The organism is Pseudomonas sp. MWU13-2862 (assembly GCF_023242495.1).
GTDB lineage: Bacteria > Pseudomonadota > Gammaproteobacteria > Pseudomonadales > Pseudomonadaceae > Aquipseudomonas > Aquipseudomonas gingeri_D.
In genome coordinates, this window is sequence record NZ_JALMEZ010000001.1 from 411,086 (window position 1) to 435,431 (window position 24,346).

At 62.2% G+C, this 24,346-nt stretch carries 18 protein-coding genes; 8 read left to right on the plus strand and 10 right to left on the minus strand.

Annotated elements, in window-relative coordinates; all coding sequences use genetic code 11:
- Positions 1-6: 6 nt before the first annotated feature.
- Positions 7-687, plus strand: a complete 681-nt coding sequence (locus M5C56_RS01970; protein ID WP_103499479.1) for a heavy metal response regulator transcription factor — start codon at positions 7-9, stop codon at positions 685-687.
- Complete coding sequence (locus M5C56_RS01975) at positions 687-2,048, plus strand: heavy metal sensor histidine kinase (protein ID WP_103499480.1); 1,362 nt, start codon at positions 687-689, stop codon at positions 2,046-2,048. The genes M5C56_RS01970 and M5C56_RS01975 overlap by 1 nt, the downstream gene beginning before the upstream one ends.
- A gap of 110 nt (positions 2,049-2,158) precedes the next feature.
- Here M5C56_RS01975 and M5C56_RS01980 read toward each other — a convergent pair whose 3' ends face one another.
- From M5C56_RS01980 to M5C56_RS01990, 3 genes are all read right to left on the minus strand, one after another.
- Positions 2,159-3,403: a lipoprotein-releasing ABC transporter permease subunit gene (locus tag M5C56_RS01980; RefSeq protein ID WP_103498399.1), complete on the minus strand. Its 1,245-nt coding sequence runs from the start codon at positions 3,401-3,403 to the stop codon at positions 2,159-2,161.
- Positions 3,404-3,472: 69 nt separating this feature from the next.
- Positions 3,473-4,156, minus strand: a complete 684-nt coding sequence (lolD, locus tag M5C56_RS01985; protein ID WP_177102479.1) for a lipoprotein-releasing ABC transporter ATP-binding protein LolD — start codon at positions 4,154-4,156, stop codon at positions 3,473-3,475.
- 7 nt (positions 4,157-4,163) lie between these two features.
- A complete protein-coding gene (locus M5C56_RS01990; RefSeq protein WP_103498397.1) occupies positions 4,164-5,414 on the minus strand; it encodes a lipoprotein-releasing ABC transporter permease subunit in 1,251 nt (416 codons plus the stop codon).
- A 94-nt stretch (positions 5,415-5,508) separates the two neighbouring features.
- On the opposite strand from M5C56_RS01990, the gene M5C56_RS01995 reads away from it, so the two are divergent.
- The gene (locus tag M5C56_RS01995; protein WP_103498396.1) at positions 5,509-6,096 is read left to right on the plus strand and encodes a PilZ domain-containing protein; all 588 of its coding nucleotides are present in this window, start codon (positions 5,509-5,511) and stop codon (positions 6,094-6,096) included.
- A 69-nt stretch (positions 6,097-6,165) separates the two neighbouring features.
- Positions 6,166-6,888, plus strand: a complete 723-nt coding sequence (locus tag M5C56_RS02000; protein ID WP_100939189.1) for a glycerophosphodiester phosphodiesterase family protein — start codon at positions 6,166-6,168, stop codon at positions 6,886-6,888.
- A gap of 42 nt (positions 6,889-6,930) precedes the next feature.
- On the opposite strand, the gene sthA is transcribed toward M5C56_RS02000, so the two are convergent.
- Together sthA and M5C56_RS02010 are read right to left on the minus strand one after the other, a co-directional pair.
- Entirely contained in the window at positions 6,931-8,325 is a 1,395-nt protein-coding gene (gene sthA, locus M5C56_RS02005; RefSeq protein WP_103498395.1) for a Si-specific NAD(P)(+) transhydrogenase, read from the minus strand.
- Between the two features lie 160 nt (positions 8,326-8,485).
- Positions 8,486-9,508 carry an FAD:protein FMN transferase gene (locus M5C56_RS02010; RefSeq protein WP_247263000.1) on the minus strand — a complete coding sequence of 341 codons (1,023 nt, stop codon included), beginning with the start codon at positions 9,506-9,508 and terminating at the stop codon, positions 8,486-8,488.
- A 56-nt stretch (positions 9,509-9,564) separates the two neighbouring features.
- Between M5C56_RS02010 and M5C56_RS02015 the strand changes: the two genes are divergently transcribed.
- A complete protein-coding gene (locus M5C56_RS02015) occupies positions 9,565-10,131 on the plus strand; it encodes a chalcone isomerase family protein (RefSeq protein ID WP_103498393.1) in 567 nt (188 codons plus the stop codon).
- Between the two features lie 179 nt (positions 10,132-10,310).
- Complete coding sequence (locus M5C56_RS02020) at positions 10,311-11,609, plus strand: MFS transporter (protein WP_152737324.1); 1,299 nt, start codon at positions 10,311-10,313, stop codon at positions 11,607-11,609.
- Positions 11,610-11,715: 106 nt separating this feature from the next.
- Here the strand turns inward: M5C56_RS02020 and M5C56_RS02025 are convergent, their stop codons facing one another.
- The 5 genes from M5C56_RS02025 to M5C56_RS02045 all read right to left on the minus strand — a co-directional run bounded on the left by M5C56_RS02025 (position 11,716) and on the right by M5C56_RS02045 (position 19,953).
- On the minus strand, positions 11,716-13,188 hold the full coding sequence (locus tag M5C56_RS02025) for an efflux transporter outer membrane subunit (protein ID WP_103496739.1): 1,473 nt from the start codon (positions 13,186-13,188) through the stop codon (positions 11,716-11,718).
- Positions 13,189-13,200: 12 nt separating this feature from the next.
- The gene (locus M5C56_RS02030; protein WP_103496738.1) at positions 13,201-15,348 is read right to left on the minus strand and encodes a glycosyltransferase family 2 protein; all 2,148 of its coding nucleotides are present in this window, start codon (positions 15,346-15,348) and stop codon (positions 13,201-13,203) included.
- Position 15,349: 1 nt separating this feature from the next.
- Positions 15,350-16,603, minus strand: coding sequence for a hypothetical protein (locus M5C56_RS02035; RefSeq protein ID WP_247263001.1), 1,254 nt, complete (start codon positions 16,601-16,603; stop codon positions 15,350-15,352).
- Positions 16,600-17,811 carry a hypothetical protein gene (locus M5C56_RS02040; RefSeq protein ID WP_103496737.1) on the minus strand — a complete coding sequence of 404 codons (1,212 nt, stop codon included), beginning with the start codon at positions 17,809-17,811 and terminating at the stop codon, positions 16,600-16,602. The genes M5C56_RS02035 and M5C56_RS02040 overlap by 4 nt, the downstream gene beginning before the upstream one ends.
- 678 nt (positions 17,812-18,489) lie before the next feature.
- Positions 18,490-19,953, minus strand: a complete 1,464-nt coding sequence (locus M5C56_RS02045) for a glyceraldehyde-3-phosphate dehydrogenase (protein ID WP_103496736.1) — start codon at positions 19,951-19,953, stop codon at positions 18,490-18,492.
- 351 nt (positions 19,954-20,304) lie between these two features.
- On the opposite strand from M5C56_RS02045, the gene mfd reads away from it, so the two are divergent.
- A complete protein-coding gene (mfd, locus tag M5C56_RS02050; protein WP_103496735.1) occupies positions 20,305-23,754 on the plus strand; it encodes a transcription-repair coupling factor in 3,450 nt (1,149 codons plus the stop codon).
- Between the two features lie 10 nt (positions 23,755-23,764).
- Entirely contained in the window at positions 23,765-24,331 is a 567-nt protein-coding gene (locus tag M5C56_RS02055; protein WP_103496734.1) for a CsiV family protein, read from the plus strand.
- The last annotated feature ends 15 nt before the right edge of the window (positions 24,332-24,346 follow it).

Consider the following 24,346-nt stretch of genomic DNA (forward strand, 5'->3'; position numbering starts at 1 on the left):
TCATCCATGAAACTGCTGATCGTCGAAGACCAACCGAAAACCGGCCATTACTTGCGCCAGGGCCTGAACGAGGCCGGCTTCAACACCGAACTGGTGGCCGACGGCACCACCGGCCAGCATTTGGCGCTGACCGGCGACTACGCGCTGCTGATACTCGATGTCATGCTGCCCGGTCGCGATGGCTGGCAAATCCTCCAGGCCGTGCGCAGCGCCGGCCTGGATATTCCGGTGCTGTTCCTGACCGCCCGCGATGCCGTCGAGGACCGCGTCCACGGCCTGGAGCTGGGTGCCGACGACTACCTGGTCAAGCCGTTCGCCTTTTCCGAACTGCTGGCCCGGGTCCGCAGCCTGCTACGCCGGGGCAGCGCGGCCACCCAGGAAACCCACCTGCAACTGGCCGACCTGCGCCTGGACCTGATTCGTCGTCGGGTTGAACGGGCCGGACAGCGCATCGACCTGACCGCCAAGGAGTTCGCCCTGCTGGAACTGCTGCTGCGGCGCCAGGGCGAGGTCCTGCCCAAATCCCTGATCGCGTCCCAGGTCTGGGACATGAATTTCGACAGCGACACCAATGTCATCGAAGTGGCGATCCGCCGTCTGCGCCTGAAGGTCGACGACGCCCATCCGCACAAGCTGATCCATACCGTGCGCGGCATGGGTTATGTCCTTGAAGAGCGCAACGCCTGATGCGCCGCCTGTCCCTGGGCAGTCGCCTGGCCCTGTTGTTCGCCGCTTGCACCGCCGTGGTTTCGCTGAGCGCGGGCGTACTGTTCAACCGTGCCAGCGAGTCGCACTTCATCGAACTCGACCAGCAACTGCTCGACGCGCGCCTGGCGGCCTTGCGTGGCAGCCTGGCGGGCGTCGGGAACCGCGACGACTTTCAGCAGCGCCGCGAACGGCTGCCGGCCGAACTCAACCTGAGTCCGGACCTGGCCTTGCGGGTCAGCGGCGCCGATGGCCAGCGCTGGTTCAATGCAGCGAATGCCCTGCCCGGCGACCTGCCGACGCAAGCCGGGCTCACCAGCCTGCGAATCGAGGGCACCGCCTATCGGGTCTTCAATGCCCCGCTGGACCCGAGCAAGGCCGACTCACCGCAACTGACCCTGATCCTCGATATCACCCATCACCAGCATTTCCTGCAACGCATGCAGCACCTGATCTGGCTGACGGTCAGCCTTTCGGCCCTGGCCACCGCCCTGCTCGGCGCCTGGGCAGCGCGCAGTGGCTTGCGCCCCTTGCGGCGCATGAGTGAAGTGGCCGCCGGGGTTTCGGCCAGCTCGCTGACCCAGCGCCTGCCCGAGGAACAGATGCCGCCGGAACTGGCGGAGCTGGCGCAGTCGTTCAATGCCATGCTCGCGCGCCTGGATGACTCGTTCCAGCGACTCTCGGCGTTCTCCGCCGATATCGCCCACGAACTGCGTACACCACTGTCGAACCTGCTGACCCACACCCAGGTCACCCTGACCCGGCCCCGGACGCTGGAGGACTACCGCGAAACCCTGCATAGCAACCTCGAGGAGCTGCAATGGATGGCGCAGCTGGTCAACGACATGCTCTACCTGGCCAAGGCCGACCACGGGCTGCTGACGCCCCGGCGTGAGGCGCTGGAGCTGGCCGATGAGGTGGATGCCCTGCTGGAGTTCTTTACCCCACTGGCGGAAGAGAATCGAGTGCGACTCAAGCGTGAAGGCCAGGCGAGTCTGGCGGGCGATCGCGGCATGCTGCGTCGGGCGTTGTCCAATCTGCTGGACAATGCCTTGCGCTTCACACCTGAGGGCGGCGAGATCGCGGTGAGGCTGGAGAATGTGCCGCAGGGCCTGCGGGTCAGCGTCGAGAATACGGGGGAAGGTATTGCCCCGGGATTGTTGCCGCAGCTGTTCGACCGTTTTTATCGGGCCGACCCGGCACGCCGTGAAGGCAGCAGTGAGCATGCGGGGTTGGGACTGGCGATTACCCAGTCGATCGTTAGGGCCCATGGTGGGCAGATTCGTTGTGAATCGGAGAGGGGCTGGACGCGGTTTGTGATCGAGTTGCCGTGCCAGGCTTGAGGGCCTCTTCGCGGGCAAGCCCTGCTCCTACAGTTTTCCGTCGTTCACAGAACTTGTGTACGCCACCGTACTGTAGGAGCAGGGCTTGCCCGCGAAAAGGCCATCACCGACTACGAATATCTCAGGGCGTGAGCAGGCTCGATCTTCGCCGCCCGATACGCCGGGTACAAAGTCGCTAGGAAGCTGAGAACAAACCCGGCCGAACAGATCAACACCACATCCCCCGCCTGCAACTGCGACGGCAGGTTACTGACGAAATACACGTCGGAACTGAAGATATGCTGCCCGCTGACCCGCTCGATCCAACCCACCATCTCACTGACATTCAGCGCTGCAATCACCCCCAGCACACCGCCGATCAAGGTCCCGACAATCCCGATCACCGTGCCCTGGACCATGAAGATCGCCATGATCTGCCGTGGCGTGGCGCCGATGGTGCGCAGGATCGCGATATCCGCGCCCTTGTCGTTCACCACCATGATCAGGGTCGCGATGATATTGAATGCCGCCACCGCGACGATCATCAGCAACAACAGGCCGATCATGGTCTTTTCCATCTTCATGGCACTGAACAGGCTGCCTTGGGTATGGGTCCAGTCATCGGCCTTGAAATCGCTGCCCAGGCCCGTGGCGATGTCCGTGGACACCTGCGGCGCCGCATACAGGTCCTTCACCGCCAGCCGCACGCTCTGCACCTGGTTCGGCTGCCAGTGCTGGATATCCGCCGCGTCGCTCATATGGATCAGCGCCATGGAGCCATCCAGCTCCGCACCGACCTTGAACACCCCGACCACGTTCAGCCGTTGCAGGCGCGGGGTAATACCGCCGGGCTCGGTGCTGGGTTCCGGGACAATCAGGGTCAGCTTGTCGCCGACATTGACCCGGAAGCGCCGCGCGGTGATCTCACCGATCACCACCCCGAACTCACCCGGTTTCAGATCTTCCAGGCGCCCCTGGACAATATGCTGGGCCACAATCGACACCTTGCCTTCCTGGGCCGGGTCGACACCACTGATCTGGATCGGCTGCATCGACCCCTTGTAGGAGAGCATGCCGTCCATTTCGGTAAAGGGCACCGCCGCCGTCACTTCAGGATTCTTCAGCGCCGCGTCAGCCACCGGCTGCCAGTCGTCGATAGGCTTGACGCCAACGATGGTGGCGTGGGGCACCATACCGAGAATCCGCGAGCTCATTTCCTTCTGGAAACCGTTCATCACCGACAACACCACGATCATCGCCAGCACGCCCAGGGCGAGGCCGATCATCGAGGTCATCGAGATAAACGAGACAAAACGGTTGCGGCGCTTGGCGCGGGTATAGCGCGTGCCGATGAAAATCGATAACGGTCTGAACATTCGCTGGCCACCGTAGAAAAATAATCGACCCGGCACCCGCGTCATTCAACGGGTGCAGGTCCTGGCGAATCAGATAGCGACGAGTTTGCCGTCTTCCAGGTGCAACACGCGATCCATCTGCCGGGCCAGGTTCATGTCGTGGGTCACCACCAGGAACGCCGTGCGCATCGAGGTGCTGAGTTCCAGCATCAAGTCCTGGATGCCCTGGGCAGTATGGTGGTCGAGGTTACCGGTGGGCTCGTCGAGCATCACCAACCCCGGTTTGTTCACCAGGGCCCGGGCAATCGCCACACGCTGGCGCTCACCACCGGACAGCTCCGACGGCTTGTGCTCCAGGCGATGGCCGAGGCCGACCCGCTCCAGCAAGGCCGTGGCGCGCTGACGGGCCTCGGGAATCGCGGTGCGCCCGATCAGCAGCGGCATGCAGACGTTCTCCAGCGCGGTGAACTCGGGCAACAGGTGGTGGAACTGGTAGACGAACCCCAGCGAGCGGTTGCGCAACAGGCCACGGGCTTTCTCACCCAGGGCGGAAAGCTCCTCGCCAGCCAGCCAGACGCTGCCCTGGGACGGTGTATCAAGACCGCCAAGCAGGTTGAGCAAGGTACTTTTGCCCGAACCCGAGCTGCCGACGATCGCCACCCGCTCACCGGCGTGCAGCTCCAGCTGCAGGCCCGACAGGACCACCACCGACTCCGGGCCTTCCTCGTAGGACTTGCCCAGGTCGCGGCAACTCAGCACTGCTTTTTCACTCATGCCCAACTCACTCATAACGTAGCGCCTCCGCAGGCTGGGTGCGCGCCGCACGCCAGGCTGGATACAGGGTGGCGAGAAAACTCAGGACCAGTGCCGCGCCGCAGACCATCAACACATCCTCGGCCATCAACTGGGACGGCAGGTAGTCGATGAAGTACACGTCGGCATTGAGAAACTTGTGCCCGATCAGGCGCTCCAGGGCGGCAATCGCGGCGCTGACGTTCAGCGCGGCGAGGATCCCGACCACCGCGCCGATCAGCGTACCGATCACCCCGATCACGGTGCCCTGGACCATGAAGATCGCCATGATCTGTCCCGGCGTGGAGCCCAGGGTGCGCAGGATGGCGATATCGCCCTTCTTGTCGTTCACCACCATCACCAGGGTCGAGATGATGTTGAACGCCGCCACCGCCACGATCAGCAGCAACAGCAGGCCGATCATGGCCTTTTCCATCTTGATCGCCTGGTACAGGTTGCCGTGGGTACGGGTCCAGTCACGGGCGTAGTAATGACCATCGCCCAACTGCTGGGCGATCTCCCAGGCCGTGCGCGGGGCCTGGAACAGGTCGTCGAACTTCAGCCGCAGGCCCTGGACCTGGTCCGGCTTCCAGCGATGCAGGCGCGCCAGGTCCTCGAGGTTGGTCACGCCCAGGTAACCGTCCAGCTCACCGGCACCGACATGGAAGATGCCGACCACGGTGAAGCGTTTCATCCGTGGAAACATCCCCGCCGGGGTCACCGTGACTTCCGGGGCGACGAAGGTCAGCTTGTCGCCGAGTCCGACGCCCAGCTTGGTCGCGGCCTTGTCGCCGATGACGATGCCGAAGCTGCCGGGGGTCAGCGCATCGAGTTGGCCCTGCTGCATGAACTGGTCAATGATCGAGACCTTGCGCTCCTGCGCCGGATCGATGGCATTGAGGATCACCTTCTGCACCTGGCCGTTGTTGGTCAACAAGCCCTGCATCTGGGTAAACGGCGCGACGGCCTCTACCTTCGGGTTCTTGAGGATCTTGTCGGCGAGTGCCGGCCAGTTGCTGATCGGCTCATCGGACTCGATGGTCGCGTGGGGCACCATGCCCAGCACGCGGGTGCGCATCTCATGATCGAAGCCGTTCATCACCGAGAGCACTACGATCATCACGACCACGCCAAGCGCGAGTCCGATCATCGAAGTCAGGGAAATGAAAGACACAAAATGATTGCGACGCTTTGCACGGGTATAACGCGTGCCGATAAATACGAAGAGTGGTCTGAACATGTCGGGGCTTGTTCGGAGGAAAAGAAGACGTCCTTGTGGCGAGGTAGGGTCAGCAGCTTTACACTCAGACCATCACCTCTGCCCTGGGTTCGCCATGTCGACATTAGATGAAGAAGATCGCCGCGAATACTACCGTATCGAGGACACGATCGCACTGGAAATCAGCCCCTTGTCCGCCCCCGAAGCGGCGAACAAGGAAGTGTTACAAGATGCTTCTCCGCTCTTCAACCTGCTGAGCGAACTGCACCTGAGCGAATTCGAGTCCCAGCACCTGCTGCGCCAGGTCAGCGAGCGTGACCGAAGCCTGACGGCCTTCCTCAAGGCCCAGAACAAGCGCATCGACCTGCTGAGCCAGGTGATGGCCTATTCGGTGCTAGGCGAGTTCGGCGAACCGCAACGGGTGACGCTTTCCGAAGGCGGCCTGGAGTTCGAACACCATATCGCTTATCCCGTCGGCAGCCACCTGGCGATCAAGATGGTGCTGATGCCCCAGGCGCTCGGGCTGTTGCTGCGGGCCAAGGTAACCCATTGCGCGCCCCGCCACTTCGGCACCTTCGACATCGGCACCGAGTTCGAAGCCTTGACCGATGCCCAGCGCCAGTTGCTGGCGCGGCATATCCTGCAGAAACAGGCGCAGGAGCGACGCCTGGCCCGGGAGCAGAGCGACCCCGAGGCCACCTGATCCCTGCGGCTGCAGCCAGCCTGCCGTCTTAACCTTGTAACCGTATTTTTTCTCCCTGAAGGAGCAGTCGTGACTCTGATTTATGGCCATCGTGGCGCCAAAGGTGAAGCACCGGAAAACACCCTGACCAGTTTCCAGGAATGCCTCAAGCACGGCGTACGCCGTTGCGAGCTGGACCTGCACCTGTCCATGGACGGTGAACTGATGGTCATCCATGACCCGACCCTCAAGCGCACCACCGACCGCCGCGGCAAGGTGGTCGAACACTCCGCCGCCGAGCTGGTGACCTATGACGCGCGCCAGGGCGGTCCGGGCTGGATCAAGCCCTGCCCGATTCCACGCCTGGAAGAACTGTTCGAACAGTGCGATTTCGAGCACTGGCAACTGGAAGTCAAGAGCGCCTCGCGCACCCGGGCGGCGACCACCGTGCTGGCGATCCGCGAAATGGCCCAGCGTTTCGGCCTGCTGGACAAGGTCACCGTCACTTCCAGCTCCCGGGAAGTGCTCAAGGCCGCCCTGGAACTGACCCCGGACCTGTCACGCGGACTGGTAGCCGAATATGCCTGGCTCGACCCGTTGAAGGTCGCCCAGAGTTATGGCTGCGAGATTCTGGCGTTGAACTGGACACTCTGCACCCCGGAACGCCTGATCAAGGCCCAGCGTCAGGGTCTGCATGTGTCGGTGTGGACGGTCAACGAACCCGCACTGATGCGCAGGCTCGCTGACTTCGGCGTCGATAGCCTGATTACAGACTTTCCCGGTTTGGCCACGGCCACACTTGGCAAAGGCTGAAATCGGTCTCCCCGACCGGCTCAGGCCACCGGCCGGAGCCGCTCAAAAAAGCCGGTTGAGGCCATCGTACGCCGCTACCCGATAGGCTTCGGCCATGGTCGGGTAGTTGAAGGTGGTGTTGACGAAGTACTTCAGGGTGTTGTTCTCGCCCGGCTGGTTCATGATCGCCTGACCGATGTGCACGATCTCCGACGCCTGGTAACCGAAACAGTGCACACCCAGGACTTCCAGGGTTTCACGGTGGAACAGGATCTTCAACATGCCTTGCGGCTCGCCGGCGATCTGCGCCCGGGCCATGCTCTTGAAGAACGCCTTGCCCACTTCGTAAGGCACCTTGGCCTTGGTCAGTTCATGCTCGTTCTTGCCGATCGAGCTGATCTCCGGGATGGTGTAGATCCCGGTCGGCACGTCGTTGACATAACGCCAGCTGCCGTTGTCGACAATGCTGCCCGCCGCCGAACGCCCCTGGTCGTGGGCGGCACTGGCCAGGCTCGGCCAGCCGATCACATCACCGGCGCCGTAGATGTTCGGCACGCAGGTGCGATAGTTCTCGTCGACCTCGATCTGGCCACGACTGTTGACCTTGACCCCGATGTTCTCCATGCCCAGCTTGTCGGTGTTGCCGGTCCGGCCGTTGCACCAGAGCAAGGCGTCGGCCTTGATCTTCTTGCCCGACTTCAGGTGCAGGATCACCCCGTTGTCCAGGCCTTCGACCCGGTCGTACTCTTCGTTGTGACGCACGGTGATGTTGTTGTTGCTGAAGTGGTAGCTCAGGGCCTGGGAAATTTCCGAATCCAGGAAGCTGAGCAACTGGTCGCGGTTGTCCACCAGTTCCACCAGCACGCCGAGACCACTGAAGATCGAGGCGTATTCACAGCCGATCACCCCGGCACCGTAGATGATCAGCTTGCGCGGCGTGTGGCCGAGGCTGAGGATGGTGTCGCTATCGTAGATACGCGGGTGGTGGAAATCGATATCGGCCGGGCGATATGGACGCGAACCGGTGGCGATGATGATGTGCTTGGCCACCAGCTTCTCGACCACCCCGTTGGAGCAGACCACTTCGATGGTCTGCTCGTCGGCGAAGCTGCCGGTGCCGAAGAACAGGTCAACCCGGTTGCGGGCGTAGAAGCCGGTGCGCGAAGCGACCTGCTTGGAAATGACCTTCTCGGCGCTTTTCAGCACGTCCGGGAAGGAAAACCAGCGCGGTTCACCAATGGCCCGGAACATCGGGTTGGTGTTGAACTGCATGATCTGCCGGACCGAGTGACGCAAGGCCTTGGACGGGATGGTCCCCAGGTGGGTGCAGTTACCGCCGACCTGGCGACGGCTGTCGACCATCGCCACCTTGCGCCCCGCTTTCGCGGCGTTCATTGCCGCGCCTTCACCAGCAGGGCCGGAACCCAGTACCACTACGTCGTAGTTGTAGACAGCCATGCGTACTCCTCAGAACAGGCCGAGGCACCCCTCTGGCACCTGCGGCTAAATCATGTCGCGGCCAGCGACATGAAGGATCAAATCTCGGTGTGCAGTCTATAGAAGCTTCAACGCCGCGCACATTAACCCTTGGTCGCGTCGTAGGCCAGCTTTGCCTGCACTACATGTTATGCCCGTCACCCTTGGCCAGGCGCTCGAACGCCTGATTTGTCCGTGTGACGAAACCTGTATCGGCACGCATCACAAAAAATGCGGCAATCATGTGTTTTTCCGCGTAATCCCAGCCACGCTCGGGCCCCAGTATCAACAACAGCGTCGAAAAACCGTCGGCCATCAACGTCGACGGGTGAATCACCGTGACCGATGCCAGGTTGTGGGTAATCGGCGCGCCGGTCAGGGCATCGAAGGTGTGGGAATAACGCTTGCCGTCCTGTTCGAAATAATTACGGTAATCGCCCGACGTGGAAACGCCATAACCGTCGAGGGCGATGATCCGCTGCGCCACCTGCTCGTCATCCCGTGGCACCTCCAGGGCGATCCGCCAGGGACTGCCATCGGGCTTTTTGCCGACGGCCTTCAACTCGCCAGTGGCTTCGGCGAGAAAACTGTCCAAACCAAGTGCCTGCAAGCGCGCGACGATACGGTCCACCGTATAACCCGCCGCGATGCTGTTGAAGTCCACCTCCACGGCGGCGTCCTTGCACAGCTGGTCGCCGTCAATCCGCAGGTACCGGTGGCCGACACGCTGACGCACCTCGGCCAACCGTGCCGCGTCCGGCACCTTTTCCTCGCGCCCCTGCGGACCGAAGCCCCAGAGGTTCATCAAAGGCTCGACCGTCAGGTCGTAGGCACCGTCGCTGTCCAGCGACAACTGTTCGCCGACGCGGACCAGTTCCAGAATAGAAGAGGGCATGACCTGGCAACTGTGGGCCGGTAGCTCGTTGAAGCGCTCGATATCCGAGTCGCCACGATAGGTCGACATCTGCCGGTCGACCTCGGCCAGGATCGCCTCGACCGCGGGCTTGACCTCGGCGACCGCCGGGCCACCGGCATGCCGGACGTACTGGATCGAATAGGTGCTGCCCATGGTCGGGCCACCAAACTGCTCCAGCGAATCTGCGTTACCGCAACCGCCGAGCAGGACAAAAACACCGCTCAGCACCAGGGCGGGTAACAAAGGCATGGCAGGCTGTGGATTTGACATAGTCTGTAGAAAGGCCCTTTTCGAGGTTGACCATTATGCGTCAGATAGCCGCCTGCCTATTACTGATCTTCAGCTCGCTGACCTGGGCCGGCCCCACCGAACGCCTGAAGGAAGCGCATTTCCCCAGCCAATGGCACAACGGTAGCGAAACCCTCGAACTCAAGGGGCAAAGCGTCCTCACCTACCTCTGGGCCGACGTCTATGCCGCCGCGCTGTATAGCCCCTCCGGCATCAGCGCCCGCCAGGCCGTCACCGAACTGCGCGACCTGCGCCTGGAACTCTATTACTTTCGCGACATCGACCGAAGCGATGTCATCAAGGCCGCCACCGCCACCCTGCAACGCCAGCAAACAGTGGCTACCCTGGCCCGCCTGCAAGGCGAACTGGACAGCCTGCACCAGAGTTTCAAGGACATTCAGCGCGGTGATCGCTATGCACTCGACTACCGGGTCGGACAAGGGCTGAACCTGGAGCGCAACGGCCAGGTGATCTTCAGCAGTCGCGATCCGGAACTGGCCAGGGTGTACTTCGGTATCTGGCTGGCCCCGCAAGGCCTGTCGGATCCGTTACGGGAAACACTGTTGGCACAAAACCACGGCTGAAGCCGTCTAGATCAAGGGTTGTGCCACTTAGCCAGTAGCCTAGGTTTTTTGTTGCCTGATGACTCTAATACACATATCGTTACATAACTGTACTGCCAGCGTGCGTATGCCTGAAAGGTTCAGTAAGGACGAGCAAAGACGATGGATTGCTTATAAGACAGACAAAGAGAGTAAATAACATGGCCTCGAATACGGGCAAGGGCAAGGCGATTTTTCGCGTTGTCAGCGGCAATTTCCTTGAGATGTTCGACTTCATGGTTTACGGCTTTTATGCCACGGCCATCGCTAAAACCTTCTTTCCTGCCGACAGCGCATTTGCATCCCTGATGCTCTCGCTCGCCACCTTTGGTGCCGGCTTCCTGATGCGCCCGCTGGGTGCAATTTTCCTCGGAGCCTACATTGACCGCCATGGCCGTCGCCAAGGCCTGATCATCACCCTGGCGCTGATGGCGGCGGGCACGGTGCTGATTGCCTGCGTACCCGGCTATGCGACCCTGGGCGTTGCGGCACCGCTGCTGGTCCTGCTCGGTCGCTTGCTGCAGGGCTTCTCCGCCGGCGTGGAACTGGGCGGCGTCTCGGTCTACCTGGCCGAGATCTCGACCCCGGGCCGCAAGGGCTTTTTCGTCAGTTGGCAGTCCGCCAGCCAACAGGCCGCGGTGGTTTTCGCCGGCTTGCTGGGTGTGGGCCTCAACCACTGGCTGAGCCCAGAACAAATGGGTGACTGGGGCTGGCGCGTGCCGTTCCTGGTGGGCTGCATGATCGTTCCGGCAATCTTCCTCATCCGTCGCTCGCTGGAAGAAACACCTGAGTTCCAGGCACGCAAACATCGTCCGAGCCTGTCGGAAGTGATGCGTTCAATCGGTCAGAATTTCGGCCTGGTGCTGGCGGGCACGGCACTGGTGATCATGACCACCGTGTCCTTCTACCTGATCACCGCCTACACCCCGACTTTCGGCAAGTCAGAGCTGCACCTGTCGGACTTCGATGCCCTGCTGGTGACCGTCTGCGTCGGCCTGTCGAATTTCTTCTGGCTGCCGGTGATGGGTGCGCTGTCCGACAAGATCGGGCGCAAACCGTTGCTGCTGGCGGCGACCATCCTGGCGATCCTCACCGCGTATCCAGTGCTGTCCTGGCTGGTGTCGGCGCCAAGCTTCAGTCACCTGCTGATCGCCTTGCTGTGGCTGTCGTTCCTCTACGGCTCCTACAACGGTGCCATGGTGGTGGCCCTGACCGAGATCATGCCGGTCGAAGTGCGGACCACCGGTTTCTCCCTGGCCTACAGCCTGGCGACGGCGACCTTCGGCGGCTTTACCCCGGCGGTCTGTACCTATCTGATCCACGTGCTGGACAACAAGGCGGCACCGGGCATCTGGCTCAGTGCCGCGGCAATACTGGGGTTGATTGCGACCCTGGTACTGTTCCGTGGCAACAAGCATGAACTGCGCACGGCGCAGATGGCTGTGTCCAGCCGCGGCTGAGCAGACGCCCTCACCCGCCAGCAAACGCCCGCAATGCCGGCGCTTGCTGGTCACCTCGCGCGCAGCACGGACGTTGCGCGGCGGTTTGCCAAGGGCTCCCCGCCCATCACGGCCCCGGCCTTGACCGTTCGGCCACACGCGACTCACCGGCAACCTTCAACGACTGGCTCCACCCCCCTCCCAGGGCCTTGTACAGGTTCACCTGATTGATCTCCCGGGCCAGCTCCAGCTGCGACCATTTCTGCTGCGCCTCGAACAGCGAGCGATGGGCATCCATCGTCGAGAAGTAGCTGTCCATCCCCGCCTCGAAACGCAATCGCGACTGTCGATAGGCCTCCTGGTAGTCCTCCACCAGGCGCTTCTGCGCCGCCACCTGGGTGAGCATCTCCTGGCGGGCATTGAGCGCATCGGCCGCTTCGCGAAAGGCATTCTGCACCGTCGCCTCATAGGCCGCGGCCCGGCCATCGAATCGTGCATGCGCGCCATCCACCTGAGCCCGTCGGGCACCGCCATCGATCAGGGTCAGGGAGCCGCTCAGGGCGGTCGACCAGAACTGCGCCGGGGCGCTGAGCAAGCGGGAAAAGTCGCCGCTCAGGCTACCCAGCGCCGACGTCAGGGAAAAGGTCGGGAAGTAAGCGCTACGCGCCGCGCCGATATCCGCATTGGCCGCGCGCAGCAAGGCTTCGGCCGCCATGATGTCGGGGCGTCGGGTCATCAGCGAAGAAGGCAGCCCGGCCGGCACATCGGCGGTGGCCAGGGACTCGCCCAACACCCCACTGGGCAAGAGGGCCGGTGGCACCGGCTGACCGACCAGTACCCGCAGTGCATTCATGTTCTGCGCCACCTGCATGCGATAGGTGTTGATCTGCACCGCCGCGGTATTGGTTTGCGCATCGGCCTGATGCACATCGATCTGCGCACTGGAGCCCAGGTTGTAGCTCTTGCGCAGCAACTGCCCGTAGTGGTTCTGGGTCTCGTAGGTGGTCTGGGCGAGATCCAGCAGGTTCTGGCTGGCCTTGAGGCTCAACCACGTACTGGCGACCTCGCCGATCAGCGCCAGCCGAGCCGTCTGATAGTCCGCTTCGGAAGCTTCGAAGCGAGCGCCGGCGGCGCTTCTCTGGCTACGTATGCGCCCGAACAGATCCAGTTCGTAGGAGGTGAAACCGGCTGTCGCCTGAAAGGTATTGGCGATACTGCCCGCGCTGTCCCCACCGCCCGGCGTGCGCACCAGCGGCGGCAACTTGCTGCGCCCGGCATAGGTATCGATGCCGATCGTGGGGAACAACGCCGACTCTGCACCGGCATAACCGGCCCGGGCTTCTTCCACGCTGGCGGCGAACTGGCGCAGGCCGCGATTGTTCTCCAGCGCCAGCTCGATCAGGGTCCGCAGCCGCGGATCGACGATAAACCCATGCCAATCGTGATCGAACGCCTCCCTGGCCGTACAACAGGCGCCTGCCGAACTGGCCGGCCACTGCTGGTCGATCGGCGCATCGGGCTTTTCATAGGGCGGGTCCAGCGAACAGGCGCTGAGCAGGAACAGGGACATCAGGCAAGTCGAAGGTACACAACGGTTCATGATCCACCTCTATCAACGCAGGCCCAACCAGGCTCGCAAGGGTGAAACCAGGGCATCCCACAGGCCGCCACGGGCCCCGGCCACCCGCGACAGGGGCTGTTTGCGCAATCGCGGCGCAGCCGGTCGATAACTCGGTAGCGCGTCATGGGACGGCTCCCCGGATGGCCGGGAGAACGACGGCAACGCACGACGCTCCCCCAGCAACGAACGGCGCAGCAGGGTGCCAAAGGCCATGGCCGGCTCGGCCTTGCTCGCCACATTGACGCTGGCATCACTGAACAACCGGGCGATAAGGCGCTGGCGCAGCCCCTCCTCGAGGTCGACAAAACGCAACCCCAGACGATCGTTGCCCTGGTTGCGCATGACCTCCACGGCGAGCCAACCGAGCGAGGGGATCCATAAGTGCCCGCGCACACCGGGCTTGATCAAGTCGGCAACGGCACAAGACAAGCACACCCCGCTGACCGAAATATCCACCAGACGCCCCGCAAAGGTTTTCGTCCCCAGTCTCAAGCCAGTGGCTTCATCAATGGGAAAGCGCTCTTCGCCATGCAGCCGCGGCCGGTCAACGCAGGCCACCAGCGTCGCCAGGTTGTAGATCAATGCGACCACGGTCCAGCACAGGTTGAACAGCATGTTGCCGTCAAAGGCCGCGGCCGTGGCAATGGCGGTGAACGCGCCCACCTGGGAGAACAGGATCAATGCCAGAAAGAACCCGAACAGCTTCCAGTGGATCAGGGTACGGGTGCGGTCGAGCCCCTTGGCGGTCACCTTGAAGGGGCGGCCGAACGGCCGAATCATTGCACTGGCAATCGTCGCGGTGACCGCCAGGGCCGCGACGATCTGCGTGACCTCGGTGAACACCGGCAGGGTTCGGCGTGCCGTGACCCAGGTGCCATAGCCCCAGAAAGCGATCAGTGCCGGCATGCCGAAAGCCAGGAAATCCAAGGGCCTGGCATAGAACCCGGCAATGCCGAAGTACCAGTAGAGCACCGGTGAGACCAGCAGCATCAGGATGAAGGGTTTGGAGAACCAGTGCATCAGGCCATGCAGGTAGTGCACTCGATCATTGAAACTGTAGCCACGGCCACGCAGCGGCCCCTCCTTCAACAGCGCGACCTGAAGGGTTCCCAGGCACCAGCGCGCACGCTGGTTGATGTACTCGGTCAGCCCCTCGGCCGACAAACCGATGGACAGTCGCTCGTTGAGCCAGCGGGTCACATAGCCTTGTTGCAGCAGGCGGCAGGTGGTGTAGATGTCCTCGCAGACCGAGCCGGTGGGAAAACCGCCGATGCGGGTAATCAGGTCACGCCGCACCACAAAGGAGGTGCCCACGCAGAACGCCGCGTCCCAGCCATCCTTGGCCGGCTGGAAAACATCGAAGAAGACTCGCTGCTCGTCCACCCAGCAATCGGACGAGCCGAGATTGTGCTGGATCGGATCCGGGTTGTAGTAGAACTGCGGTGTCTGCACCAGGCCTACCCGTGGGTCCTCGAACAATCCCAGGATCCGCATCAGGATCGGTTGCTGGGCAGCGAAATCGGCGTCCAGCACCAGAATGTACGGCGCATTGCTGCTGGCGGCCGACTGGCGCAATCCGTTGTTCAGATTGCCGGCCTTGGCGTGGGTATTGTCCGCACGCCGGGCATATTGCACCCCGGCCTCGGCGCAATAGTCACGCAACCAGTCACGCCGGGTATCGTCCAGCACCCAGACAGTGAAGTTGGGGTAATCGATGGCCTGGGCGGCAAGAATGGTTTTCTCCAGGATCTCCAGGCCTTCGTTGTAGGTGGCGATAAACACATCCACCGCCGGCACGTCGCGCCCGGCCGCCCGCAAGCGACGCTCGCCGGCATCGGCACTGGCCCGGTGATCGCTGCGACCGAGCAGGACGATAATGGAAAACAGCGTGTAACCGATGGCCATCAGCTCGAAGAACAGAAAGGCATAGGCCCATACCGTGGCAAATCCGCCATGCCCGTCGGGCAAGGTGTCGCGGATACGCCAGGCAGCGTAGTTGACCAGCAGCACCGCGGTGATCGCCCCAAAGCCGGCCCGCGCGCCCCATTGCTCGCGCCGGGTCAGGCAACTGAAGATAATCACCACCGCCAGGGTCCAGAAATTGATTTGCACAATCTGCAACGAGTCCAGTGCTTGCATATCAGTTCGCCTCCTGAGCGCCGGTAAAGGGGTTGACGCCGGTGGCCGCAATAGCTGCCCATGCCGTGGCGCCCAGATGAGGCAGGTGGTAGTAGAAGAAATCGTTGCGCGGCGAGTCCGGACCGATAGCCAGCCCGGTGCTGATTTGTGCCTGCGGCGTCGCGAAGAGCCAACCATGGCCGGCCTGCAACGCCAGCAATACCGACCACAAGGGCTGGGCCCGGTCGGGCAGACCACTCAGACGTGCCACCGCCGCGGCCTGGGCGGTGCCCTCGGTCCAGACGCCATCGGGGTTGCGGTTGAAGCCGTAACCGTCGGCGAAACGGTGGCTTTGATCGACAAAGGCAAACACCCGCCGCCAGTCCCGCGGCGGATCGGGAACCGCCAGCAGCGGCCAGAGCTGCGCGTCCAGCCCTGAGCGCAGGCGATCCGACGTTCGCCCATCCTCGCCGGTACCAATCAGAAAGCGCCCCTCACGGTCATCCCACTGGCTTTGCACGAAACCCAGGGCAACCTGCGCCTGGAGCCGCGCATCCGGGTCCGCCGTCAGGCGGTCGAGCGCGATCCAGGCGGCAACCAGGTCGATATTGTGCTCGGTGGACTTCCAGCCTTGCCGGACCTGCTGGTTGAGGTAGCCATAGACGCCGCCGCTGAAGCCCGCGGGTACCTGGGTGTCGTAGGTGTTCTGCTGGACCCAGTGCAGCACCCGCTGGGCCGCGGCAAGATAAGACGGTTCGGCGGTCTGGCGGAAAGCCTCGAGCAGCGCAAGCGCCCCCCAGGCCTGATTGCCGGTGGCACTGCTGACCTGGTAGGCATCCTGGCTCCAGGCATTGCGCTCAGTACTCCAATACCCCGCCAACGCTATGGCCTGGCCCTTGATCGGACCGGCCGCATAGGCATTACGCAAGCGCCCGTCGGCGTACTCGGGGTCATGTTCCACGGCTAACGCCAGGGCATCGGCCAGCCGGCGAGCGGACTGCGCCTTGCCACAGGCGAACAGGGCGATGCTGGCCAGGGCGTTGTCATAGGTGAAGGCCACCCCGCGCAGCGCCAGTATTGCCGGAGGCTGTCCATCCAGGGCCGGATAGCTGGTCAGCAGCACCGGACCAGTACCGGGATAGGCCTGTGTCGCCTGATCCAATGCGCCACAGGTGTCCGCCGCCAGTTGCCCCCGGGCTGGCACCGCCCAGGCCAGTTGCCCGAGACCCAGCAACCACGCGCCGACCAGCCAGGCCACGCCGCGCCAGCGGCTCATTTCCCCACGACCTCGGCGGAAGCCCAGAGTCCGGGCTTGCACACCATGCTTCGTTGCCTGTCACTGAGATTCGCGGCAAAGGTGGCGACCACATACACGGAGTTCTGCTCGGCGTAGGGGAAAGGCACGCTGTAGGTTCCCGGCTGCAGGTCGGATGAGTGGGACAGCAGTTGCTCGACCTTGGCCGTCAGCGGCTCCTCCAGCCCGCGAATGCTCACCTTCAGCACTGTGTCACGATCGATTTTGCTCGCCACCCGCTCGGGAAAGACCGCGATGACGTAGCTCTCCCCACAATTGGTCGCGCGCACCAGGGTCGAGCCGGCGCGCACCAGCGTACCTTGGGGCGCCACCACCTCCTGGACCGTCCCGGCGGAATAGGCCACAACGTCATAGCCGGACATCAGTTTGATCCGGCTGTTTTCCGCCTCGATCAAGCCGTCGAGCTTTTGCAGCTCCTGCTCCACCGTGGAGCGGTTGCGCTCCTGGTTGTCCAGGCTCAGCTTCAAGGTGACCAGATGCGAGCTGAGGTCGAACATGCGCAACTGGTCAGGGTCCAGGTAGACCTGCTGGTTGGCCGCGCTCAGATCACCATTGCTGATACCCAACTGTGACCTGACGCTCTCCGCGGCGCCCTGCAACGAGGCCAACTGGGCTTTCGACGAGTCGACCAAGGCATTACTGACCGCTCCCTGGCGGAACAACTCGAGATTGCGCTCCACCGTATCCTGAGCTTCTTTCAAGCGCGCGCTGGCGGCGTAATTTTCGGCCCGCAGGGCTTTCTGGCCGAACAGTTGGCGGGTATGGAAAGCCGCCTGGTATTGCTGGCTGATTTTCTCCAGCGCCTGGTAGTACTGCTGGTCATGTTCGAACTGGCTGAAGGAAGACGACAACTCCTGCTCCAGGCTCAAACGCCGGGTTTGCAAGGTCAGCAAGGTGTCTTGATTGGCCCGGGGGTTTTCCACCACGGCCAGTTGCTGTCCCTCGACAAAGGAGGTGCCCGACTTGATGCTGAGGGAACTCACCACGCCATCGATGGGTGTGGTCAGCAAAATCACCGGGGCATTGAGGATGGCCCGCGTGGCCGACGTCGATAACAACGGCATGAACAAGGTCGACAACAACAGCCACAGGATAAAGACCAGGATGCCCACACCCACCAGTCGGGGTAGCAGGGACAATGGAAAGTGCCTTGTGCGCTCTTCGGTCATGTCAGGTTCTCCCGATAGGACATGAAGACATTCATTCTCAACAAGCAGCCAGTAGCCGCACGTTATCGTGAAAGGCATAAAGCAGGTGTTACCAGCAAAGATGTCCCATCATCAGGCCACTACTTGATCTGCCTGATTTAGTTGGTTTCTTAGTGTTGTGAGCAGGAATGATATTCCTGTCTTTTTGGAAGTTGGCATCCGCTCATAGTGACCACTTATCCACTACTTATGTTGCCTGTTTATGACCGAAAGGAACCTGGCGACTTCCACCCTTGCCTGATGGCTAAACGCAGGCATTTTGATAGCTATCCCTTGGAATAGTTTGGGCGTTGTCAGTGGCGACACTAAGTTCAGTTTTTCCCAGTGTCAAGCGCCCGAACATCGGAAACTTGATGACGCCAATTATGTAGCACCCCGTAAATGGGATCCATTAAATGGACGACCCCCACCCAATGATCAGCAACCAATTATTTTCTCTAGTATTTTAATTGCCTGGAAAAACAAAATGAAAAACACCTCTATATTGATATGATTTCAGCAAAACAACCTACCAGATGAAAGCGATATAACAACACCGCCCCGCTCAAAGCATCGAAACAACACCTGTTATAAATCCGTCACTCAGGCCCCAATGAAAACGCCCCGACAAGTCGGGGCGTTTTGATGTGCAGCTATTGCTTAGCGCGGGAACGCAGGCGGGTTGACCCCGGCCATGTCTTCCATCACGCGAACCACCTGGCAGCTGTAACCGAATTCGTTGTCGTACCAGACGTACAGGACAACACGGTTATCGTTGCAGATGGTCGCTTCAGCGTCGACCACACCGGCGTGGCGCGAACCGACGAAGTCGGTGGAGACCACTTCCTGGGAATTGACGAAATCGATCTGCTTGTGCAGATCCGAGTGCAGCGCCATATAGCGCAGGTACTCGTTCATCTCTTCGCGAGTGGTGGCTTTCTCAAGGTTCAGGTTGAGAATGGCCATCGATACGTTTGGCGTCGGCACACGGATCGCGTTACCGGTCAATTTGCCGGCCAGTTCAGGCAAGGCCTTGGCGGCAGCGGTGGCGGCACCGGTCTCGGTGATCACCATGTTCAGCGCGGCGCTACGGCCACGGCGATCGCCCTTGTGGAAGTTGTCGATCAGGTTCTGGTCGTTGGTGTACGAGTGAACCGTTTCAACGTGACCGTTGACGATGCCGAACTTGTCGTTGACGGCCTTGAGCACCGGCACGATGGCGTTGGTGGTGCAGGACGCCGCGGAAACGATCTTGTCGTCGGCGGTGATTTCGCCATGGTTGATGCCATGCACGATGTTCTTCAGCTTGCCCTTGCCCGGTGCGGTCAGGACAACGCGGTCGATCCCCGGGCAGGCCAGGTGCTGGCCCAGGCCCTCGGCGTCACGCCATACACCGGTGTTGTCCACCAGCAGGGCGTTCTTGATGCCGTACTGGGTGTAGTCCACCTCGGTCGGGTTCTTCGCGTAGATGACCTGGATCAGGTTACCGTTGGCGGTGATGGTGTTGTTTTCTTCGTCAATGGTGATGGTGCCGTTGAAGGAACCGTGCACCGAGTCGCGACGCAACAGGCTGGCGCGCTTGGTCAGGTCGTTCTCGGCGCCCTTGCGCACCACGATGGCACGCAGACGCAGGCCGTCGCCGCCACCGGTTTTCTCGATCAGGATACGGGCCAGCAGGCGACCGATACGACCGAAACCGTACAGCACCACATCAGTGCCCTTGCGACCGCCAGCGCTTTGCTGGCCAACCACATCGGCCAGTTCTTCGCGAACGAACTGTTCGGCGCTACGGCCGTTGCCTTGCGTCTTGAATTTCACGGCCAGCTTGCCCAGGTCCACCGAAGCGGCACCCAGCTTGAGCTCGCTCATCGCCTTGAGCAGCGGGAAAGTCTCGTGGACGGACAGTTCGACATCATCACTCTGACGATGGCGAGCAAAGCGGTGAGCCTTGAGAATCGCGATGACAGACTGGTTGATCAGGCTGCGGCCATAGATCGAACTCACCACATTGTTATTGCGGTAGAGCTGACCGATAAGCGGGATCATCGCTTCTGCAAGCGCTTCACGATCAATCCACTCACCAAGACACTGGTCGGGCTTCTGAGTCACGGGAACCTTCCACATGTAGGGGCTGAAAAAAGGGGCTACATTATGCCGCCGAGTGGCCCTGCGAGCAATGCGCGCCTGTCGTGCATCCAGCAACAAAAACCCTTTTGAAAAAAACGCACCCCGCGCCAGCCCAGTAAATACGCGGCTTGCAGCAGGGCACAAAATGAGTGCTCATGGGCGACTTGTCCGTAACCCTCCAAAACATACGCCCGATACGGCACTACATAATGGGTCGAAAAGCGCTATTTTTTGTCTTAGCCACTACATTTCCCTCAATGCGTAATAGAAACAGTCTGCAACTGACAGGCGGCACCCGGGACCGTTACAATTACCGACTTTGTCGCAACGCTTGGAGCTCAACCTTCCGTGCCCGTTCTGCGTCTACCGCTTCTCCCTGCCGCGGCAGGTAAACAGCACTGGGGCAATCTCCCCGGCGCCGCCCTGAGCCTGGCCATTGCCGAGGCTGCCAGCGCTGCCAAGCGCTTCACCCTGCTGCTGACCGCCGACAGCCAAAGTGCCGAACGGCTCGAACAGGAGCTGAGTTTCTTCGCCCCGGACTTGCCGGTGCTGCATTTCCCGGACTGGGAAACCCTGCCCTACGATCTGTTTTCGCCGCACCAGGACATCATCTCCCAGCGCATTGCCAGCCTTTATCGGCTGCCGGAGCTGGTCCATGGCGTACTGGTGGTGCCGATCACCACCGCCCTGCATCGCCTGGCGCCGACCAAGTTCCTGCTGGGCAGCAGCCTGGTGCTGGATATCGGCCAGAAGCTCGATGTGGAGCAGATGCGTACGCGGCTGGAGGCCACCGGCTACCGTTGCGTCGACACGGTCTACGAGCATGGCGAGTTCGCCGTGCGTGGCGCCCTGATCGACCTGTTCCCGATGGGCAGCAAACTGCCCTACCGCATCGACCTGTTCGACGACGAGATCGAGACGCTGCGCACCTTCGACCCGGAAAACCAGCGCTCCATCGACAAGGTCGATTCGGTGCGCCTGCTGCCGGCCAAGGAGTTTCCGCTGCAGAAAGAAGCGGTCACCCGCTTCAAGGCGCGCTTTCGCGAACGCTTCGATGTCGACTTCCGCCGTTGCCCGATCTTCCAGGACCTGAACAGCGGGATCACCCCCGCCGGTATCGAGTACTACCTGCCGCTGTTCTTCGAGGAAACCTCGACCCTGTTCGACTACCTGCCCCAGGACACCCAGGTGTTCTCCCTGCCGGGCATCGAGCAGGCGGCGGAAAACTTCTGGAACGATGTGCGCAACCGCTACGAGGAGCGTCGCGTCGACCCGACCCGGCCACTGCTGCCACCGGCCGAGCTGTTCCTCCCGGTGGAAGACTGCTTCGCCCGCCTGAAAAGCTGGCCGCGGGTGGTCGCCAGCCAGCAGGACGTGGAAACCGGCATCGGCCGTGAACGCTTCGCCGCCCGTGAACTGCCGAACCTGGCGATCGAGGCCAAGGCCAACCAGCCGCTGGCGGCCCTCTCCGCGTTCCTCGACGAGTTCCCTGGTCGCGTGCTGTTCACCGCCGAATCCGCCGGGCGCCGGGAAGTCCTGCTGGAACTGCTCGAACGCCTGAAACTGCGGCCGAAGACCGTCGACAGCTGGCCGGACTTCGCTGCCGGCAAGGATCGCCTGGCAATCACCATCGCGCCGCTGGACGAAGGCCTGGTGCTGGACGATCCGGCCCTGGCGCTGATTGCCGAAAGCCCGTTGTTCGGCCAGCGCGTGATGCAGCGCCGGCGCCGGGAAAAACGCGCCGACGCCAACAACGACGCAGTGATCAAGAACCTCACCGAGCTGCGCGAAGGCGCGCCGGTGGTGCATATCGACCACGGTGTCGGCCGCTACCTGGGCCTGGCGACCCTGGAGATCGACAACCAGGTCGCCGAGTTCCTCACCCTGGCCTACGCCGAGGGCGCCAAGCTCTATGTGCCGGTGGCCAACCTGCACCTGATCGCCCGCTACACCGGCAGCGACGACGCCCTCGCCCCGCTGCACCGGCTGGGCTCGGAAACCTGGCAGAAAGCCAAGCGCAAGGCCGCCGAACAGGTCCGTGACGTCGCCGCCGAACTGCTCGACATCTATGCCCGCCGCGCCGCCCGCGAAGGTTATGCGTTCGCCGACCCGAAAGCCGACTACGCGACCTTCAGCGCCGGCTTCCCGTTCGAGGAAACCCCGGACCAGCAGACCACCATCGACGCCGTGCGCGCCGATATGCTCGCGCCCAAGCCGATGGACCGCCTGGTCTGCGGCGACGTCGGCTTCGGCAAGACCGAAGTGGCCATGCGCGCGGCGTTTATCGCCGTGCACGGCGGCAAGCAGGTGGCGATCCTGGTGCCCACCACCCTGCTCGCCCAGCAGCACTACAACAGCTTCCGCGATCGCTTCGCCGACTGGCCGGTGAGCGTGGAAGTGATGAGCCGCTTCAAGTCCGCCAAGGAAGTGAACGCCGCGGTGGCCGACCTCGCCGAAGGCAAGATCGATATCGTCATCGGCACCCACAAGCTGCTGCAGGACGATGTGAAGATCAAGAACCTGGGCCTGGTGATCATCGACGAAGAACACCGTTTCGGCGTGCGCCAGAAAGAACAGCTCAAGGCCCTGCGCAGCGAAGTCGACATCCTCACCCTGACCGCCACGCCGATCCCGCGCACGCTGAACATGGCGGTATCGGGCATGCGCGACCTGTCGATCATCGCCACCCCGCCGGCGCGCCGGTTGTCGGTGCGCACCTTCGTCATGGAGCAGAACAAGAGCACGGTCAAGGAAGCCCTGCTGCGCGAATTGCTGCGCGGCGGCCAGGTCTACTACCTGCACAACGATGTGAAGACCATCGAGAAATGCGCCGCCGACCTCGCCGAACTGGTGCCGGAAGCGCGCATCGGCATCGGCCACGGGCAGATGCGCGAACGCGATCTCGAACAGGTGATGAGCGACTTCTACCACAAGCGCTTCAACGTGCTGATCGCCTCGACCATCATCGAGACCGGCATCGACGTGCCGAGCGCCAACACCATTATCATCGAGCGTGCCGACAAGTTCGGCCTGGCCCAGTTGCACCAGCTGCGCGGCCGGGTCGGACGCAGTCACCACCAGGCCTATGCCTACCTGCTGACCCCGGGTCGCCAGCAGATCACTTCCGACGCGGAAAAACGCCTGGAGGCCATCGCCAATACCCAGGACCTCGGGGCCGGCTTCGTGCTCGCCACCAATGACCTGGAAATCCGTGGCGCCGGCGAACTGCTGGGCGACGGTCAGAGCGGGCAGATCCAGGCGGTAGGCTTCACCCTGTACATGGAAATGCTCGAACGTGCGGTCAAGGCCATTCGCAAGGGCGAGCAACCCAACCTCGACCAGCCCCTGGGCGGTGGTCCGGAAATCAACCTGCGCCTGCCGGCACTGATCCCCGAAGACTACCTGCCGGACGTGCATGCACGACTGATCCTCTACAAACGCATCGCCTCGGCGACCGACGAAGAGGGTCTCAAGGACCTGCAGGTGGAGATGATCGACCGTTTCGGCCTGTTGCCGGAACCGACCAAGAACCTGGTGCGCCTGACCCTGCTCAAACTGCAGGCCGAGCAGTTGGGTATCAAGAAGGTCGATGGCGGTCCGCAAGGTGGGCGCATCGAGTTCGCCGCGGACACCCCGGTCGATCCGCTGTCGCTGATCAAGTTGATCCAGGGCCAGCCCAACCGCTACAAGTTCGAAGGTGCCACCCTGTTCAAGTTCATGGTACCGATGGAACGTGCTGAAGAACGCTTTAATACACTGGAGGCGCTGTTCGAACGCCTCACCCCGAAAACTGCCTGAAGGACGCCGTATGCGCCTGATACCCTCGCTGGCCTTGTTGTTGGTCCTGATCGCCCCGGCGGCGTTGGCCGACGAGTTGTATCAGATCGAAATGATCCTGATCCGGCAGAACCTGGAGCAACCCTTCCAGAGCCAACCGGCGCCCGAGGATTGGGCCAAGGGGGCCAAACCGGTCACCGCCGACCAGGAGCGCACCCCCAGCCTCAATGACATGACCGCCAAGCTCGGCGCCAGCGGCAACTACGAGGTGCTGCTGCACAAGGCCTGGCAGCAACCCCTGAGCGACCAGCCGAGCCTGGTCTCGATCACCGAAGGCCAGGAACAGTTCGGCCAGTTCCCGGTAGAAGGTACGCTGAGCCTGACCCTCAAGCGCTTCACCGACGTGCAGGCACAGTTCTGGGTCAACCAGTTCGACAGCAACGGCGTGGTCAGTGCCAGCGAACGCCTGAACCAGACCAGCCAGACCAAGAACGGTCAGCTCAACTTCCTCGATGCCGGCCACCTCGCCCTGCTGCTCAAGGTGACCTCACTCGCCGCATCGAAACGCGAAGCGCCGTCACAGAATCTCGACCAGTGAACGTCCGATGCCCTC